Here is a 16,373-nt window from a genome sequence, read left to right on the forward strand (position 1 = left end):
CCCGTCGCCTCGGTTTTCCGCCTCATTGCCATCCCGTGACCGGACGGAGTCGGGAGCCGGGTGTGCGCACGCCCGCAAGGGAACCCGCACATGCTGTAACGACGCGAACGCCGTGCGATGCCGATCCACCCGCCCTCACCTTGCCGCGCACCGGCCCGCCCACCGCTCTCTCGCGCCACCACCCCCTGGGAGCCTCACCGCTCCATCAGGTCCGCGACCCGGCCGGCCGCCCCGCCGTCGTCCCGGTGGCAGAACGTCTCCCGGAAGTCCGCGTAGGCGTCCGAGCCGGCCGCCGCGATCGCCTCCAAGTCGCCCAGCGCGTCGATCAGTTCACCGGTCGACGTCAGCAGCGGGCCCGGCACCCGGGCCTCGAAGTCCAGCGTGAAACCGCGCAACGCATCACGGTAGTGCGGCAGATCGGGGGTGAGGAAGAGCATCGGGCGGCCCGTGTTGGCGAAGTCCGCGGCCAGCGAGGAGTAGTCGGTGACCAGGACGTCCGCGGCCAGCAGCAGCTCGGTGGCGTCGGGGTAGCAGGAGACGTCCACGGCGAACGGCGCGTGATGGGCCGGCAGCCGGTCGGCGACCAGCGGATGACCGCGCACCAGCAGCACATGGCTCTGCGCCAGCTCCCGCCGCGCCAGCTCCAGATCCAGCGGCAGATGCAGCCGGTGGTGACCCGCGTCGTACGCCAGATCGTCCCGCTGCGTCGGCGCGTACAGCACCACCTTGCGGTCCGGCGCGATCCCCAGCCGCTCCCGCACCGCGGCCGCCCGCAGATCGCGGTCGGCGGCGAACAGCGCGTCCGTACGCGGCAGACCGGTCTCCAGCAGCCGCCCCGAATAGCCCAGCGCCGAACGCAGCACCGGCGTGCTGTGCGCGTTCGGCGACAGCAGCACACTCCACTGCCGGCTCACCCGCGGCCGCGGCGCCAGATGCGCCAGCCCCGCACACAGCGTGCCCGCCAGATCGGCGCCGATCCGCTTCAGCGGAGTACCGTGCCAGGTCTGGATGATGCGCTGCCCGCCGCGCCGGGTGAACCAGCGCGGCAGATGGGTGTTGGTGACCACCCAGCGGCTGTGCGCCAGCGCCCCGTGCCACTCGGCGCTGCCCACCACCACCGCCCGCGCCGTCCTCGGCACCGCGGCCTGCGCATCGCGCACCGCCCACAGATGCTCCACCTCCACACCCCGGCGCACCAGCTCCTCGTGCACCGCGCGCGGCGAATCCCCGTACGCGCGGCCCCCGAAGCTGCTGTAGAGCACGGTGTCCCGCAACGGGCGGGAGCGGTGCAGCGCATAGTGCTGCTCGCGCAGCACCCGGCGCCGGTAGGGGCCGCGGTCGGTGACCGGCAGCGCCGGCCCCGCGAGCACCAGCGCCTCGTCGTGCAGATGCCGGTCCAAGGTCAGCGGCTTGCCGCCCACCGCGCAGCCGGCCGGCAGGCCCTCCCAGACGGCCGGCGCGATCCGCACCGGCGCGTCCAACGCCGACCCGGGCGCCCCCCGCTCTCGCAGATGCAGGCTCCAGGCGCCCTCCCGCAGCGGCACCGGCCCGGCGAACGAAGGCAGCGCCCCCAGCGGCAGCGTGCCGTGGAACCGGCCCTCGTCGTGAGTGGTGGCGAAGGCCAGCTCGGCGGCGTGCGCGGCGTGCTTGAGGACCAGTTCGGTGGCGTGCGGCGCGGCGTCCGGCAACCCGCCCGCCACCAGCAGAGTGCCGTCGGGGCGCCACAGCACCCGGTCCAGATACGGCTGCGGAGTCCGGTCGTGCAGTACGAGGTTCCCCGCCGCGGTGGCCGCCACCACCAGCTCACGGCCGTGCGGGAGCGGATACGCCACCGGCTCCAGAGCCGCCTCGCAGGCGATCGCATCGGTGCCGCCGTCGGGCAGCACCAGCTCCGGCGACCAGCTCTCGGTGTGCACCGGGGCGATCGCCGAGGGCGCGCCGTCGCGGGTGGGCCGCGCCGCGGCGAGCGCCTCCAGGCGGATGCGGACGGTCAGCCGCCCGGCGCCGGCGTCCGCCCCTTCCCCGGGGGCCGCGGCCACCCGCGCCGTCTCCACCGGAAACGACACCACCGTCCCCGTCCCCTGATGCGTCAGCCGCAGCGCCGCCGGCTCCGGCCCCGGAGCCGTCACCGTCACCTCCAGCGCCCCGGCCGCCGCCCGGTGCCCGGCCAGCCGCCGGGTCCGGCGCGCCACCGACAGCCGCAACCGCCCCTGCGCGTACCACGGCGTGATCCGCACCCGCCCCGCCGCACCCTCGTCGGCCACGTCGAAGGCCCCCGGCGCGGCACCCGACCCCGTCGCGGCCGCACCCAGCGCCGCCGCCCGCACCACGCCCGCCGAGGTGAGCAGCACCCCGACCCGCCACTCGCCCTCCTCCCAGCGCCCGCCCCGGCGCAGCCGCGCCGGATCGAGCCGCACCTCGAAGCCCGACCAGTCGTAGCAGTGCTGCTCCTGACCGGACTCGGCGGTCGCCTCCGGCATCGCCAGCGGCCGCAGCGGCAGCAGGATCCGCCGCCGGCCGCACGACAGCACCATCGTCCGCAGATAGCTGTGCCGGTGCGCGGCGGCCAGATTGCGGATATAGGCGTAGCCGCGCAGACACAGCACACCCTCGCGCCACACCGCCTCGGCGACCTTCGCCCGCACCGGGAAGTCGGCGCGCTCCAGCCGCGTCACACCCGGCGGCAGCTCCAGCGCCGCGGCCCCCGTCGCGCCGGTACGCGAGCCGCCCGGCGCCGCGCCGCTCAGCGGCAGCACCGCCCGCTTGCGCAGCGGCGGACCGGCCACCGTGAACCCCGCCGGGTTGCGCGCCTCGTGCGCCAGCAGCGCCAGCAGATCGGCCATCCGCCCCGCGCGGATCAGATACCAGCGCATCCGCAGCTCCACCGGCAGCGCCGGGAACAACCGGGGATCGGCGCCCGCCAGGAAGCCCCGGGCACAGTCCAAGAACGCCGTCCGGGTCTCCGGCGCCGCGGCCGGCAGCGCCTCGATGAGATCGAGCAGCCCGTCGGTCAGCTGCGCGCGGTCGTAGTCGCGCTGATAGGCGTTCAGATGGGTACGGGCCGGGTCGGCCAGGAAGCGGCGGACCGCGGCCACCGCGGCGAACCGCTCCCGCACACCCCCCGCGTCGAGCACCCGGTGCCGGCCCGGCCCCTCCGGCAGCCGCCAGTAGCACACGTGCTCGTGCAGTACGTCGACCGTCCTGGCGAGGAAGTGCGCCGGCAGCGTCACCACCGCGTCATGACACAACTCCCCTTCCGGGAAGGCGAGTTCGTGCCGCTCCCAGAAAGCGCGCCGGAAGACCTTGTTGCGCGCGAAACAGTCCGACAGCAGCGACAGGTCCTCGGAGATGTGGGTGCGCAGCACCGTCCCGTAGGTCTCCGGGTGGTGCGCGGACTGGCTGCGCCCGGCCGCGCCGAGCCGGTAGACGTTCCCCGTCGCCAGGTCCGAACCGGACTTGTCCAGCAGACCCACCAGATCCTCGTAGGCGCGCGGCAGCAGCACGTCGTCGGCGTCGAGGAACGCCAGGTAGTCGGTGTGCGGATAGCCGTGCCGGGCACCGGTGTTGCGCACCGCGCCGCACCCGCCCGCCGCCTCGCCCCCCGGGTGGTGGACGATACGGAACCGCGGATCCCGCTCGGCGAACCGGCGGGCGACCGCGGCGGGCGTGCCCTCCGCGGCACCGGCCGCCCCCTGCGCGGGAGCGCCGTCCACCATCACCACATCCAGTTCGGTCAGCGTCTGAGCCGCCACCGAATCCAGGCACTCCTCCACATTCCGCTCGGACCCCTCCAGGCGATGCACGGGGACGACGACGGTGAGCCGAGGCTTCATACGCGGACCAAGCCTTTCCGGACTGGCGATGCACAAGACCGGACCGTTCAACTCACCACCGGCGGCACGGTCACCGGATCTGCGCTGAAAGGGTGAGACGCGTCGTCGACAGTACGTGTTCGGGTGATTACGCTCGGTGCCCGGCCCTCGGCGTGCCGCAGCGCCGGGCGCGCGTCAGATGCCGTAGACCCGATGCACAGCGTTATGGCGCCCCGCGCGCCGCGTCCCCAGGGAAGGTGACCGCGTCCCGATGCCCGGCCGTACCGACAGCTCCACCGCCACCGACAGCCCCGATGCCCAGCCGCCCGGCAGCGACCCCCGCACCGCCCCGGCCGCCTGCCCCACCGGCACCGCCCCGGCCGCCTCCACCGCCCGGCTGCCGGCCGACCGCGCCCGCAGCGGCCTCGCCCGGCTGCTGCCCGACCGGACCCCCTACCGCCGCCAACTGCGGCGCATCGGCGCCGGACGGGTACTGGAGATCGGCTGCGGGCAAGGCGACACCCTCGCCGGATGCGCCCCCGGCAGCGTCGGCGTCGACCACGACCCGCAATCCGTGGAACGCTGCCGCACCCGCGGACTGACCGCCTACACCGCCGACGCCTTCCTCGCGGGCCCGCACGCCAGACCCGGCGCCTTCGACGCACTGCTGACCGCGCACGTCCTGGAGCACCTCGACGACGAACAGGTCGAAGAGCTGCTGCGCGCCTACGTCGGCTACGTACGGCCGGGCGGCGGCGTACTGCTGATCACCCCACAGGAAGCCGGACACCGGGCCGCCGGCCCCGCCCCGGTCCGCTTCACCGACTTCCACCTGCTGCGCGCCTTCGCCGAATCCGCCGGCCTGGCCGTCCGACGCACCTACTCCCATCCGCTGCCGCGGCCGGCCGGGATGCTGCTGCGGTCCAATGTGTTCGTCCTCGTGGCGCAGGTCCCCGCCTAGGGCGCCGAGGCGCCGAGGCGCCGAGGCGACGCGCGATCCCGCGCCGGAGCCGGGGGCGGCAACGCGCCGCCCGCCGGCCCGCCTCAGCGGGTACGCGCCCGCTTACGGGCCCTGACGATCGCGCGGGTGACGATCGGCGGCAGCACGTCCAGCGCCACCCTGCGCACCGTGCTGCGGGTCGGCACCGGCGGACGGGACGCCGGACGGGCCCCGGACGCCGCCGGACGCCCGGCCGACGCCCGCGGCACGGCACGGGCGGCAGGCACCGCCTGGTGGCGCGAGACCGGCTGGACGGGCTCCTCGGCACCCTTGGCGCTCAGCCGGACCAGCGGGGCGTCGTTGACGTACTGCACCTCGTGCCAGACGTCGCCGCGCGCCGCGATCCACTCCAGCAGCGCCTTCTGCGCCGGCTCGGGATCGCCCCACGTCCCGTAGAACTTGGTGCCGGTGATGCAGATCGGCCGCAGCCCCTCGTTCGCCACGGCCTGCCAGGTGGCGGCGGCCACCCCCGGACAGTGCTCGGCGCGGTAGTCGTCCAGCACCACCACACCGCTGCCGGTGAGCAACTCGCGCACCGCGAGGATGTCGCCGTGCACATGCTCGTACAGATGCGAGGCGTCGATGTGCGCGAAGCGCACCGAGCCGGGCTCGACATGGTCGCTCACGATCGAGCTGAGACCCTGCACGATGGTGGGCAACTCGTCGTGGAACGCCAGGTAGTTCGCCTCGAACGCGCGGCGCGTCAGGGTCGCGTAGGACTTCCTCATCTCCTTGGAGTTGGAGGCGTCCTCGGCGGGGGAGTCGAAGAGGTCGCAGACCGTGAAGCGCTCGTCGGGGCGCAGCCGCGCACCGAGGAAGATCGCGCTCTTGCCCATGTACGCGCCCAGTTCGAGCAGGTCACCCGACTCGGAACGGTCCTGCTGATACGCCAGGAACCAGTCGAAGAGCAGCTGATCGGCGGTGAAGAACCAGCCTTTGACCTCGGACAGCCGCGTGGGGCGCGGGAGTTGTTCGGCACTCTGGTCTGCGGTGGGGGCAGTCATGTGCGGTCCGTCTCCAGACGGTCGGGAACGTAGGGCGAAATGCACTCGGGGACAGCGGATCGAGAGGGGATCGACACGAGGTCGACGGGAGGTCGACAGAGGATGGACAGGAGAGAGCGGTGCGAGGGATACGGGAGCTGTCGGGGAATCTGTACGCAATCCGTGCGGCATCTGCAGTTGTGAACGCGCCCGGCGGCACGGCCGCGGCGCGGCGGCGCGACCCGCGCGGAGCCCAGGCGCCGTCGCTCGCACGTCATCGCACGAGCACCGCTAGGCAGTCTCCACGACAAGGCCCCGACGCACCATGCCTTTCGCGGCAGTGCCCGACATCGTAGGGGGACCGACATGAACGCGGGATAACAACAAAAGACCCCCCGGCACCGGACCTGCGCCGGTTCTGCACCGGTCCGACGGCGCTCCCGTGGCGATCTCGCACCGGTCCCGTGGCCGTCCCCGGCGGACCTACTTCACCGCGCCCGCCATCACACCCGAGACGAACTGCCGCTGGAAGGCGAAGAAGACGATCAGCGGCACCACCATCGACAAGAACGCACCCGGCGCCAGCACGTCGATGTTGTTGCCGAACTGCCGCACCTCCTGCTGCAGGGCAACCGTGATCGGCGGGCTGCCGCTGTCCGCGAAGATCAGCGCCACCAGCATGTCGTTCCACACCCACAGGAACTGGAAGATCCCCAGCGACGCGATCGCCGGACCGCCCAGCGGCATCACCACCCGGGTGAACAGCCGCAGCTCACCCGCCCCGTCCAGCCGCGCCGCCTCCAGCAGCTCACGAGGGATCTCCGCGAAGAAGTTCCGCAGCAGAAACACCGCGAACGGCAACCCGAACGCCGTGTGGAAGAGAACCACCCCGGCCGTCGTCTCGAACAGCCCCACCGCACCGAACAGCTTCGCCACCGGGATCAGCGCCACCTGCACCGGAACCACCAGCAGCCCCACCACGACCAGGAACCAGCCGTCCCGCCCGGGGAAGTCCAGCCACGCGAACGCATAGCCGGCCAGCGACCCGATGACCACCACCAGCACCGTCGCCGGCACCGTGATCGAGGCCGTCGTCAGCAGCGAGCCCATCACCTTGTCGTTGGACAGCAGCTGACTGTAGTTGTCCCAGGTGATCTGGGCCGGCTCGGCGAAGACCTGCCACCAGCCGGACTCGGCGATCCGCTGCGGACCGCGCAGCGACGACAGCAGCAGCCCCACCGACGGCATCAGCCAGAACAGGGCGACCAGAACCAGGAAGACCCGCACGGCGCCGCCACCCGCCCGCGCCACCAGACGCGCGGCGAACGGCCGCCCGGCCCGCACGGCACCACCCGAGGCGCCGGCCCGCCCGTCCGGTACGGCACCGTCCACGGTCGTCATCGGCGACGCTCCTTCCGTATGCGCCGGAGATTGACGTACATCACCGGCATCACCAGCAGCAGCAGGAACACGGCGATCGCGCTGCCCAGCCCCTCGTCCACATCCGTGCCGAACGACGACTGGAACAGCTGCAGCGCCAGCACATTGGCGGACCGGATGCTGGAGCCCGGCGCGATGATGTAGACCAGATCGAAGATCTTCAGCACATTGATCATCAGCGTGACCAGCACCACCACCAGCACCGGCGCCAGCAGCGGCACCGTGATCCGCCGGAACACCTGCCACTCGCCGGCACCGTCCACCCGCGCCGCCTCCAGCAGCTCACGCGGCACCCCCGCCAGCCCCGCGGCGATCAGCACCATCGCGAAACCGGCCCACATCCACACATAGGAGCCGATGATGGCCGGGGTGACCAGCGCCGGCCCCAGCCAGTCGACACCGCCGTACGCCTCGGCGAAGTCGGCCGCGGGCAGCCGCAGCCGCGCACCGCCGGCCCGCTCCGCGGGCAGCACATACGTGCCGTCCGCCGCCGTCGTCGCCACGGCCACCACCCGGCCGCCCTTGACCGCCTCCACCGTCAGACCCGCCAGCGCCCGCTCCCCGCCGTCGATCACACCGGGCCGCCCGCCGCCACCGCGGGTGAAGTCCAGCCAGACGGTGCCGGTGACCTTCCCGGGCCGCGGTACGGCGGCGGCCGCCGGCTTCGCGCCCCGCAGGTCGTCCTGCCGCACCGCGACCAGCGGCAGATTCACCGCCGAGCCCGCCCGTACGCCCGACCGCGTGGTGAACGCGCCGCCACCGGACGGCCGCAGATCGGCGCGTGGCCGCGGCTTGGCACCGGGGAACGGCGCCGGATCGGCGAAGGTGTCATGCACACCCACCCACACCGCATTGGCGACCCCCCGCTCCGGATTCTGGTCGTACACCAGCCGGAAGATGATCCCGGCCGCCAGCATCGAGATCGCCATCGGCATGAACACGATCAACTTGAACGCGGTGCCCCACCGGATCCGCTCGGTCAGCACCGCGAAGACCAGCCCCAGCGCCGTCGACACCGTCGGCGCCACCACCACCCAGACGACGTTGTTCCGCAGCGCCGTACGGATGCCCTCGTCCGTGACCATCTCCCCGTAATTGCCCAGCCCCACGAACCCGTCGCCGGACGCGTCGAACAGACTGCGATACACCGAGAAGACGATGGGATAGGCCACCAGCGCACCCAGCAGCAGCAACGCCGGCAACAGAAACACCGCGGCGATCCAGCGGCGGGTGGCCGGCAGACCCGCGCGCCCCCGGCCGCCGCCGCCGGCCTTTGCGGCCGCGCCGGTCCTACTGGCCGCGCCGGCCCGAACGTCGCCCCGTGCACCGCCCCGTACACCGTCCCGCACACCGCCCCGTACCTCGCTCCGTACGCGGCTCTTCGGGTCGCGCTGTCGGTCGCTCATCGTGACGGTCCCCCGGTCCCGGTCGAAGCGGTCGGCGGCGGGCTCTCAGCGCCCGTACAGTGCCCGGACGACGCCCTCTGATCGCCCGGACGACGCCTTCTCATCGCCCGGACACAACGCTCTCAACGACGTGGTCTCGCCTGCACGTTCTCAACGCCCGAACGACTTGGCGGCGTCCTTCTCCAACTGCGCCTGCGTACCGGCGATGTCCCTCGGGTCCTTCAGAAAGTCCTGCAGGTCCTTCCACTCGCCCTGCCCCGGCTTGCCACCGAAGGAAGCGGGCGCCTGATCGGACATGTCGAAACGGAAGTCGTCGCCCGCCGCGATCAGCGCCTTGGCGATCTCCCGCATCACGTCATCGGCGTACGCCGCCTGGTCGAGCTCCTTGTTGGGCGAGATGAACCCGCCCGCCTGCGCCCAGATCTTCGCCGCGTCCGTCGACGCCAGGAACGTCAGCAGCGCCTGCGCGGCCTTGCTGTCCTTCAGCGCCACCGCCACATCGCCGCCGGTCACCACCGGGGACCTGGCGCCCACCGCGGGAAACGCGAAAACCTTGGCGTCGGTACCGACCTTCGCCCTGGTCTGGGTGATGTTGGCGGCGGCGAAGTCGGCCGACGAGACCATCGCGGCCTTGGGGGCGTCACCGCCGCTGAAGGTCTGGGTCACCGACGTCGGGAAGTCCGTCTGCAACGCACCGGAACCGCCGCCCGCCAGCAGGTCCTTGCGGCCGAAGAGCTGCGCCAGCGTGGTCAACGCCTGCTTGACCGTCGGATCGGTCCACTTGATCTTGTGCTGGGCCAGCTGGTCGTACTTCCGCGGACCGGCCTGCGAGAGGTAGACGTTCTCGAACCAGTCGGTCAGCGTCCAGCCGTCCGCACCGCCCACCGACACCGGCTCGACACCCGACTCGGCGATGATCTCCGCCGCCTTGACGAAGTCCGGCCAGGTCTTCGGCTCCTTGGCGCCGGCACTGTCGAACGCCTGGGCGTTGTACCAGACCAGCGACTTGTTGCTGGCCTTGAAGTAGACCCCGTACGGCGTGCCCTTGTGGGCGCCGAGGTCCTGCCAGCCCTTGGAGAAGTTCTTGGCGAGCTGCGCCTTCGCGCTCGCGCCGAGCGGCTTGAGCCAGCCCTTCTGGGCGAACTCGTTGAGCACGCCGACCTGCTGGAGCATCGCCACATCGGGCGGGCCACCACCGGCGATCTTGGAGCCGATGAAACCGGCCATGTCATCACCACTGGGCACGAAGGCGACCTCGGCGCCGGTGCGCTTTTCGAACTCGTCCAGCACCTTGACGAAGTTCTCCCGCTCCGGCCCCGTCCAGACCGCGGTGACCTGCAACTTCTGCCCGTTCAGCTGGGGGAGCCGCACGGTCGGGGCGGTGGAGCCCCCCTTGCCGCCGCCGCTCCCGCCGCCACCGCCCTTCGCCCCGCCACCGCCGCCACAGGCGGCCAGCGCCAACGCCAGCCCCGCCGCCGCCACCGCGGCGGTCGCGCGTCCAGCCGTACGGTCGAGTCGTCTGCGCATCCCCGTAGCCCCCTGTCGCTGCGCCTGCCATGCCAGTGCGGTGCGGTTGCGGTGGTGCCGTGGTGCGGTACTTCTGGTGCGGTGCGGTGCGTGGCGCCTTGGCGCGGAGCGCCCTTCGCCGAGTGGCGCCTTGGTGCGGTGCGCTCTTCGTCGCGTGGTGCCTTGGTGCGGTGTGCCCTTCGTCGCCGCGGCGCCGCCGTGGCGCAGCGTCTCCACTCCGTGGTTCCGTCGAGCCGCGGCGTCTCCACTCCGTGGTGCCGCCGAGCCGCGGCGCCGCCTTTACGGTGCCGTGCCGTCGAGCTTCTGTGCGGTTGTGGTGTGCGACAGGTCTACGCCCTGGCCACGGGCTCCGCAATACCGCCTTCGCCGCCAACTCACCTTTCGTGATGGGGCTGTTACGGGATCAGCGGCTACGGCAAGTCGAACGGCACAGGAAGAGGCGGATACGGGCCACACCTCGGATACGGGCGACACCTCGGGCTGCCCCGCTCACGCCAAGGCTGGGCTGCCCCGCTCACGCCAAGGCTGGGCCGCCCCGCTCACGCCAAGGCTGGGCCGCCCCGCTCACGCCAAGGCTGGGCCGCCCCGCTCACGCCAAGGCTGGGCCGCCCCGCTCACGCCAAGGACGCCAAGGGTGGATCACACCAAGGGTGGAGCCGACGGCGCGCCCGAGGACTGTGCGGCCCTCTGCAGCGCGCTGGCCAGCAGGGCCAGGTCCGTCGGGCCGTTGCCCAACTCGCGCAGCGGGCGCCGGGCAGGGGGGTCGCCCATCCGCTGCCATTCGAGCGGTACGACGGTCGGCCGCAGCGTGGAGGTGCGGGGTATCCGGCCGGTGACCCGGCCCGCCTGGAACGGTGTCGAGGAGCCGTCCGCCGCTCGGTGCAGCCGGCCCCGGCCGGTCGGTACCGGCTCCGAGGGGGCGGCGGCCGCGCCCAGTTCGACGCGCAGGCCGGCCCGTTCGCTGGTCGCGGTCTCGGCTGTGCGGTCCGGGTGGCCGGTCGCGGCTATCAGGTGGACGCCGAGCGCCGCCCCGTCGCGGGCCACCGCTTCCAGCGCCCGCACGACGGAACCGGCGGCGGGCCGGCCGGGGCTGCCCAGGGCCGGGGCGACCAGCGCGTCGAAGTCGTCGACGAGGACGAAGAGCCGGGGCATCGGCGCGGCGGGCTCCGGGGATGCTGTGGCGGTGTCCTCGGCGGTGGCTCCGCTGCGGGCGCGGAGCCGTAGCGTGCCGGTCGTCGACGAGTCCGCCGGTGTGCCGCTCTCCTCCTCCTTGTTTCGGCAACGATTACGGAGAGTAATTGGTTCCTGCTCTCCGTGACCGCCTTCGGTCGAGCGGCGCGGGGCGATGATCCGCGGTGCCGGCAGATGTTTGGCGCGCCACTCGGCGAAGGGCGTGCCGGCCAGTATTTCCGTGCGCCGCTTCAGCTCCGAGGACAGCGCCTGGGCGAACTCCCGCATCCGGACCGGGTCCGAGGCGGCGAGGTACGTCGTGACGTGCGGCAGGTCGGTGCATACCCGCAGTCCCTCGCCGCGTTCGCTGCCGCCGCCGTCCACCAGCACCAGCGACAGCAGATCCGGGCGGTCGGCGGCGGCCAGCGACGCCGCCAGCGAACGCAGCAGCTCGGTCTTGCCGGTGGCCGGCGCGCCCTCCAGGAGCAGATGCGAGCCGTCGGCGGCCAGGTCGGCGTGGAGCGGGCCGTGCGGTCCCGCGCCGAGCACCGCCGCGGCGCCGGCCCGGTCGGTGTCCAGGGTGGCGGCCCAACGGGCCATCAGCGACGCCGGGGTGGCGCGGGCCAGCCCCAGCTCGTCCAGCAGCCGCGCCGAATCGGGCAGCGGGACGGCCGCGCGGGGCACCGCGGAGCCGTCGGCGGCGGCCGCGGCGTCGGTCTCGCGCAGCGGCGCCAGCGCCCGCGCGAAGCGGTCCGCCCAGGCGCCGGAGACCGCGTCGACGGTCGCGACCGTGCCGTTCGGCCCGGAGCCCGGCTGGACCACGCGCAGCGCCGTGGCGACATCGCCGCTGAGCACCGCGACGGCTCCGCACTCGCCGAAGGCGGGTGACGCCGTCCGGGCCGCCTCGTACGTCGAGGCCAGCGGGAAGGCGGGGGAGGCGGCCGGGGTCTCCGCCAGGCACAGGAGGTGGATACCGGCCGCCGGGCCGCCCGACGCGAGGCGGGCGGTGGTCTCGCGCAGCGCCGACGAGCCGGGGTCGCCGTCCACGATCACCAGGGTGTACGGGCCCTGGTGGCGGGCGGCGGCGGAGGCGGTCTCGGCGCGTTCGGCGCTGGCCCAGCCGGGGCCCAGCGGGCTGTCGTCGAGCCGCCGTACCAGCTCGGAGGTGCGGGCCGCGGCCTGCTCCCGGTCGTAGGCGAGCAGCAGCCGGCAGTCCTGGCCGTGTGCGGGGCGGACGTGCGGCAGCCAGCCCAGCCAGGACCAGTCCGCCACCCGCTCCTCGGTGCCGCGCGCACGGTCCGCGCTGATCAGCACGATTTCGAGGGTGCCGGGGGAGTGCAGGGCGGCGAGCTGGGCGACGGCGGAGCGGGCCAGCCCGGCGAGCCGGGCGCGCGGTCCGGCCAGGCCCAGGGAGCCCGCCCGGCGCAGCTCGACGGTGACCGGTACGGCGCTCCGGCCGCCGCCGCGGCTGGCCGTCCCCAGGCGGACGGCCAGGGCGTCGGGGTGGTCCCGGCCGCGCTCCCAGAGCCGGGGCCCCGGGCCGAGCGCGGTCAGCAGGACCGCGGCGGGGTCCGGCCAGCGCTCGTGCTCGGTCGGCCCGGAGGCGCCCGCGGCGCCCTCCGAGCCGCCGGTGGTTCCCACGGGGGCGGGGGTGCCGTCCGGCTCGTAGCGGGCGGCGAAGTCGGTACGGGCGTCGTCCGGGCGCTCCACCGCGGGCCGGCCGCCGGCCAGCCGCCGCGCCCAGGCGCCGATCCCGCCCCGCCGGCCGCCCTTGCGGGGCGCCTCGTCGCCGGGTGCCTCGTCGGCGGGCGCCAGTGCCCGCTGTCCGCCGTGCGTCAGGTCCTGCGCACCGGCGGGGGCGCCGCCGGCCGGCTCCGCGCGGAACGCGGGGCCGAATCCCTCGGCGGTGCCGGTGGTGCGGTCGAAGCCGTGGCCGTAGCCGTGGGCGGTGGCGGCGTCGGGGAGGGCGTCCGCGGTGCCGCCGTACGGGGCGCTGTAGCCGTGGCCGTCCGGGGCGCCGGACGGTGACCAGGTGTCCTGCGTGGGGGTGCCGCGCAGCGGTGTGTCGCGTCGCGTCGCCGGGCTCGTGGGCGGCGCGACGCGGGGCGGGGGTACGGGGGCGGCCGCGGCGGCGCCCTGGGGGCCGTGGTCGTACGCGCCGGGCGGGGCGTCCGCGCCGGTCCCGGTTCGGGGGCCGTCCGTCCCCGGGGCGATGCGCAGCTGCCCCTCGCCGTCGGGGGTGGTGCGCAGGGCGGGGTCGGGGGTGCTGGGGGCGGACTGGAGGCGGAGGGCGGATTCGCCGATGCGCAGCAGGGCGCCGGGCCGCAGCGGAGCGGGCCGTTCGCCGAGGTCGCCGCCGTCGATGACGGTGCCGTTGGTGGAGCGCAGGTCGGCGACGTGCACCGAGCCGTCCGGCTCGACCGTCACGGCGCAGTGCAGCCGGGAGACGTCCGGGTCGTCGAGGGGGACGTCCGCGTCGGCGGAGCGGCCGATGCGGATCTGGCCGCCGTGCAGCAGATGGACGCCGCCGGCGTCGGGCCCGGAGACGACGCGCAGCCGCGCGGTGCCGTGGGGCAGGCCGTGGGCGGGGGCGGGGCCGGGGCCCTGGAGGGAGAGCACCGCGCCGTCGATCAGCGGGGGCTCGCCGATCGCGGCGCGCTGCGGGTCGAGGCGCTCGGAGCCGGCGTAGAGCACGACGGGGCCGCTGCCGGCCTCCGCGCCGGTGCCCGCCACGGAGGCCGCGAGCGAGCCGGCCACGGCCGCCAGGGCGGTGCCGGCGGGAGCCGTCACGAGCACGTCGCAGGCCCGTGTGGTGTGGCCGCTGCGCGGCCCGAGGACGGTCAGCCGGATCTGCATCGCCGTCAACGGTCCCTTCTGCCGGGGCTCCGGCAGGGGGCCGCTCGCTCCCCCCGCCAGCCCGAGCACGTCGGCACGTACAAGTCCCAAGTGCACGCCGCGACAAAGACCGCGCCCCCACCGCTTCGTGCTGGGTGCATCCTCGCACCTGCCGCTGACAACACGCCCGCCGACCGTCAATCAGTGATCTTGATTGGTCTTCTAAGGACGAAAAAGTGCCTGCTTGTACGCGGTGCCCGGCCGGATTCGCGCTGCCGTGGTCATCTCGGAACCATCCCCGATCGGGTGGTGCGGCCCGCCGGGCGGCCGCCGACGGCGGCGGGCAACCATCTGTCCGAAACGCGCGTCTTCCCCACAAGCCCCGCCCGGTCCGCCGGACCGAAAAGCTTGTGCGACGGCACTACAGTGGATCGGACGGCCGCGGCTGACCCAGCGGGCCAGGCAAGAGATCCATCACGACCAGGGAGCGCATGACGTGCGGCCGGTAGGCAGCAAGTACCTGCTCGAGGAGCCGCTGGGACGCGGCGCCACGGGCACCGTCTGGCGTGCCCGCCAGCGGGAGACGGCGGGCGCCGAGGCCGCCGTGGCAGGACAGCCCGGTGAGACGGTCGCGATCAAGGTCCTCAAGGAGGAGCTGGCGCACGACGCGGACGTGGTGATGCGCTTCCTGCGCGAGCGCTCCGTCCTGCTGCGACTGACCCACCCCAACATCGTGCGCACCCGGGACCTGGTCGTCGAGGGCGATCTGCTCGCGCTGGTCATGGACCTGGTCGACGGTCCCGACCTGCACCGCTATCTGCGCGACAACGGCCCCTTCAGCCCGGTGGCGGCAGCCCTGCTGACCGCCCAGATCGCCGACGCGCTGGCCGCCAGCCACGCCGACGGCGTGGTGCACCGCGACCTCAAGCCCGCCAACGTCCTGCTGGCCGGGTCCGACGGCGGCGAGATGCATCCGATGCTGACGGACTTCGGCATCGCCCGGCTCGCCGACTCCCCGGGCCTGACCCGCACCCACGAGTTCGTCGGGACCCCCGCCTATGTGGCCCCGGAGTCCGCCGAGGGCCGTCCGCAGACCTCCGCGGTGGACGTCTACGGCGCCGGCATCCTGCTGTACGAGCTGGTCACCGGCCGCCCCCCGTTCGCGGGATCGACCGCCCTGGAGGTGCTGCACCGCCACCTGAGCGAGGAGCCGCGCCGCCCCAGCACGCTTCCCGAGCCGCTGTGGACGGTGATAGAGCGCTGCCTGAGCAAGCGCCCCGAGGAGCGGCCCAGCGCCGAGAACCTCGCCCGGGCGCTGCGCACCGTCGCCTCCGGGATCGGTGTGCACGCCACCCCCGCGCAGGCCGAGGCGGCGCTCGGCGTGGCCGCGCTGCTCGCCCCGGACCCGGCGCCCGCGTCCGTCCCCGGTACCGGCACGGACGGCGGCCAGGCCGCCGGAGGCGATGCCGAGCCCACCCAGGTGCTTCCCTCGGGCCCCGGCGCCGGCGGCTACGACCCGGCGGCGGCCACCAGCGTGCTGCCGTCCACCGGTGGCCCCGGTGGCAGGGACGCCGACCCGACCCGCGCGATGCCGCCGATGCCCATGGGCGCGCCGGCCGGTGGTCCGCCGGAGCCCGACGGCCCCCATCCGTGGGAGTCGCAGATGCGGGCCGCCCGCGACCGCAACGAGCAGACCCAGGTGCAGTACCTGGACCCCACCCAGGACCCGCTGCGCCGACGCCCGCAGCGCCGCCCGGCCGCCCCGCAGCAGCCGCCGCAGTACCGCCAGCAGCCCGCTCCGGTGCCGTACGCGCAGCAGCGGCCGCAGGCCCCGCAGCGCCGCCAGGAGCCGCCGCCGCAGCGCTACGAGCCGCAGCGGCCGCCCGCGCCGGAGCCCCGGCCGCGGCGGGAGCCCCGTCAGCGCAGCGCCAACCCGATGAAGATCCCGGGTCTGGGCTGCCTCAAGGGCTGCCTGGTCACGCTGATACTGCTGTTCGTGGCCGCCTGGCTGATCTGGGAGCTCACCCCGCTCCAGGAGTGGATCGGCACGACCCGCGGCTTCTTCTCCCAGATCGGGCACATGTACCGCGACGTCGAGCAGTTCGTGAACAAGCTCGGCGGCTGACGCCGGCCGCCCGTGGTCCCGTGCGCCGCACGGCGGCTCCACGGGCGGCTTCGTTGATTTGTCGACTTCTGCGGG

General features: G+C 74.1%; 8 protein-coding genes. 2 read left to right on the forward strand and 6 right to left on the reverse strand.

The window, feature by feature from the left end; genetic code table 11:
- Positions 1-194 precede the first annotated feature (194 nt).
- Positions 195-3,833, reverse strand: coding sequence for a bifunctional glycosyltransferase/CDP-glycerol:glycerophosphate glycerophosphotransferase (locus AC0680_RS31120; RefSeq protein ID WP_478635354.1), 3,639 nt, complete (start codon positions 3,831-3,833; stop codon positions 195-197).
- A 250-nt stretch (positions 3,834-4,083) separates the two neighbouring features.
- Between AC0680_RS31120 and AC0680_RS31125 the strand changes: the two genes are divergently transcribed.
- Positions 4,084-4,773, forward strand: coding sequence for a class I SAM-dependent methyltransferase (locus tag AC0680_RS31125; RefSeq protein WP_478635357.1), 690 nt, complete (start codon positions 4,084-4,086; stop codon positions 4,771-4,773).
- Between the two features lie 83 nt (positions 4,774-4,856).
- On the opposite strand, the gene AC0680_RS31130 is transcribed toward AC0680_RS31125, so the two are convergent.
- The 5 genes from AC0680_RS31130 to AC0680_RS31150 all read right to left on the reverse strand — a co-directional run bounded on the left by AC0680_RS31130 (position 4,857) and on the right by AC0680_RS31150 (position 14,194).
- On the reverse strand, positions 4,857-5,816 hold the full coding sequence (locus tag AC0680_RS31130) for a class I SAM-dependent methyltransferase (RefSeq protein WP_478635359.1): 960 nt from the start codon (positions 5,814-5,816) through the stop codon (positions 4,857-4,859).
- Between the two features lie 462 nt (positions 5,817-6,278).
- Positions 6,279-7,196 carry a carbohydrate ABC transporter permease gene (locus tag AC0680_RS31135; protein ID WP_478635361.1) on the reverse strand — a complete coding sequence of 306 codons (918 nt, stop codon included), beginning with the start codon at positions 7,194-7,196 and terminating at the stop codon, positions 6,279-6,281.
- Positions 7,193-8,641 carry a carbohydrate ABC transporter permease gene (locus tag AC0680_RS31140; protein WP_478635363.1) on the reverse strand — a complete coding sequence of 483 codons (1,449 nt, stop codon included), beginning with the start codon at positions 8,639-8,641 and terminating at the stop codon, positions 7,193-7,195. The genes AC0680_RS31135 and AC0680_RS31140 overlap by 4 nt, the downstream gene beginning before the upstream one ends.
- Before the next feature lie 150 nt (positions 8,642-8,791).
- Positions 8,792-10,168, reverse strand: coding sequence for an ABC transporter substrate-binding protein (locus tag AC0680_RS31145; protein WP_478635366.1), 1,377 nt, complete (start codon positions 10,166-10,168; stop codon positions 8,792-8,794).
- Between the two features lie 639 nt (positions 10,169-10,807).
- The gene (locus tag AC0680_RS31150) at positions 10,808-14,194 is read right to left on the reverse strand and encodes an FtsK/SpoIIIE domain-containing protein (RefSeq protein WP_478635439.1); all 3,387 of its coding nucleotides are present in this window, start codon (positions 14,192-14,194) and stop codon (positions 10,808-10,810) included.
- Positions 14,195-14,669: 475 nt separating this feature from the next.
- Here AC0680_RS31150 and AC0680_RS31155 point away from each other — a divergent pair, with 475 nt between their 5' ends.
- Entirely contained in the window at positions 14,670-16,298 is a 1,629-nt protein-coding gene (locus AC0680_RS31155) for a serine/threonine-protein kinase (RefSeq protein WP_478635369.1), read from the forward strand.
- Positions 16,299-16,373 lie beyond the last annotated feature (75 nt).

The sequence above is a fragment of the Streptomyces sp. NPDC043738 genome (assembly GCF_056436545.1).

Coding starts and splice junctions, on each gene's coding strand:
- AC0680_RS31120 (WP_478635354.1), bottom strand. CDS start 3,833: ATGAAGCCTCGGCTCACCGTCGTCGTCCCCGTGCATCGCCTGGAGGGG.
- AC0680_RS31125 (WP_478635357.1), top strand. CDS start 4,084: ATGCCCGGCCGTACCGACAGCTCCACCGCCACCGACAGCCCCGATGCC.
- AC0680_RS31130 (WP_478635359.1), bottom strand. CDS start 5,816: ATGACTGCCCCCACCGCAGACCAGAGTGCCGAACAACTCCCGCGCCCC.
- AC0680_RS31135 (WP_478635361.1), bottom strand. CDS start 7,196: ATGACGACCGTGGACGGTGCCGTACCGGACGGGCGGGCCGGCGCCTCG.
- AC0680_RS31140 (WP_478635363.1), bottom strand. CDS start 8,641: ATGAGCGACCGACAGCGCGACCCGAAGAGCCGCGTACGGAGCGAGGTA.
- AC0680_RS31145 (WP_478635366.1), bottom strand. CDS start 10,168: ATGCGCAGACGACTCGACCGTACGGCTGGACGCGCGACCGCCGCGGTG.
- AC0680_RS31150 (WP_478635439.1), bottom strand. CDS start 14,194: ATGCAGATCCGGCTGACCGTCCTCGGGCCGCGCAGCGGCCACACCACA.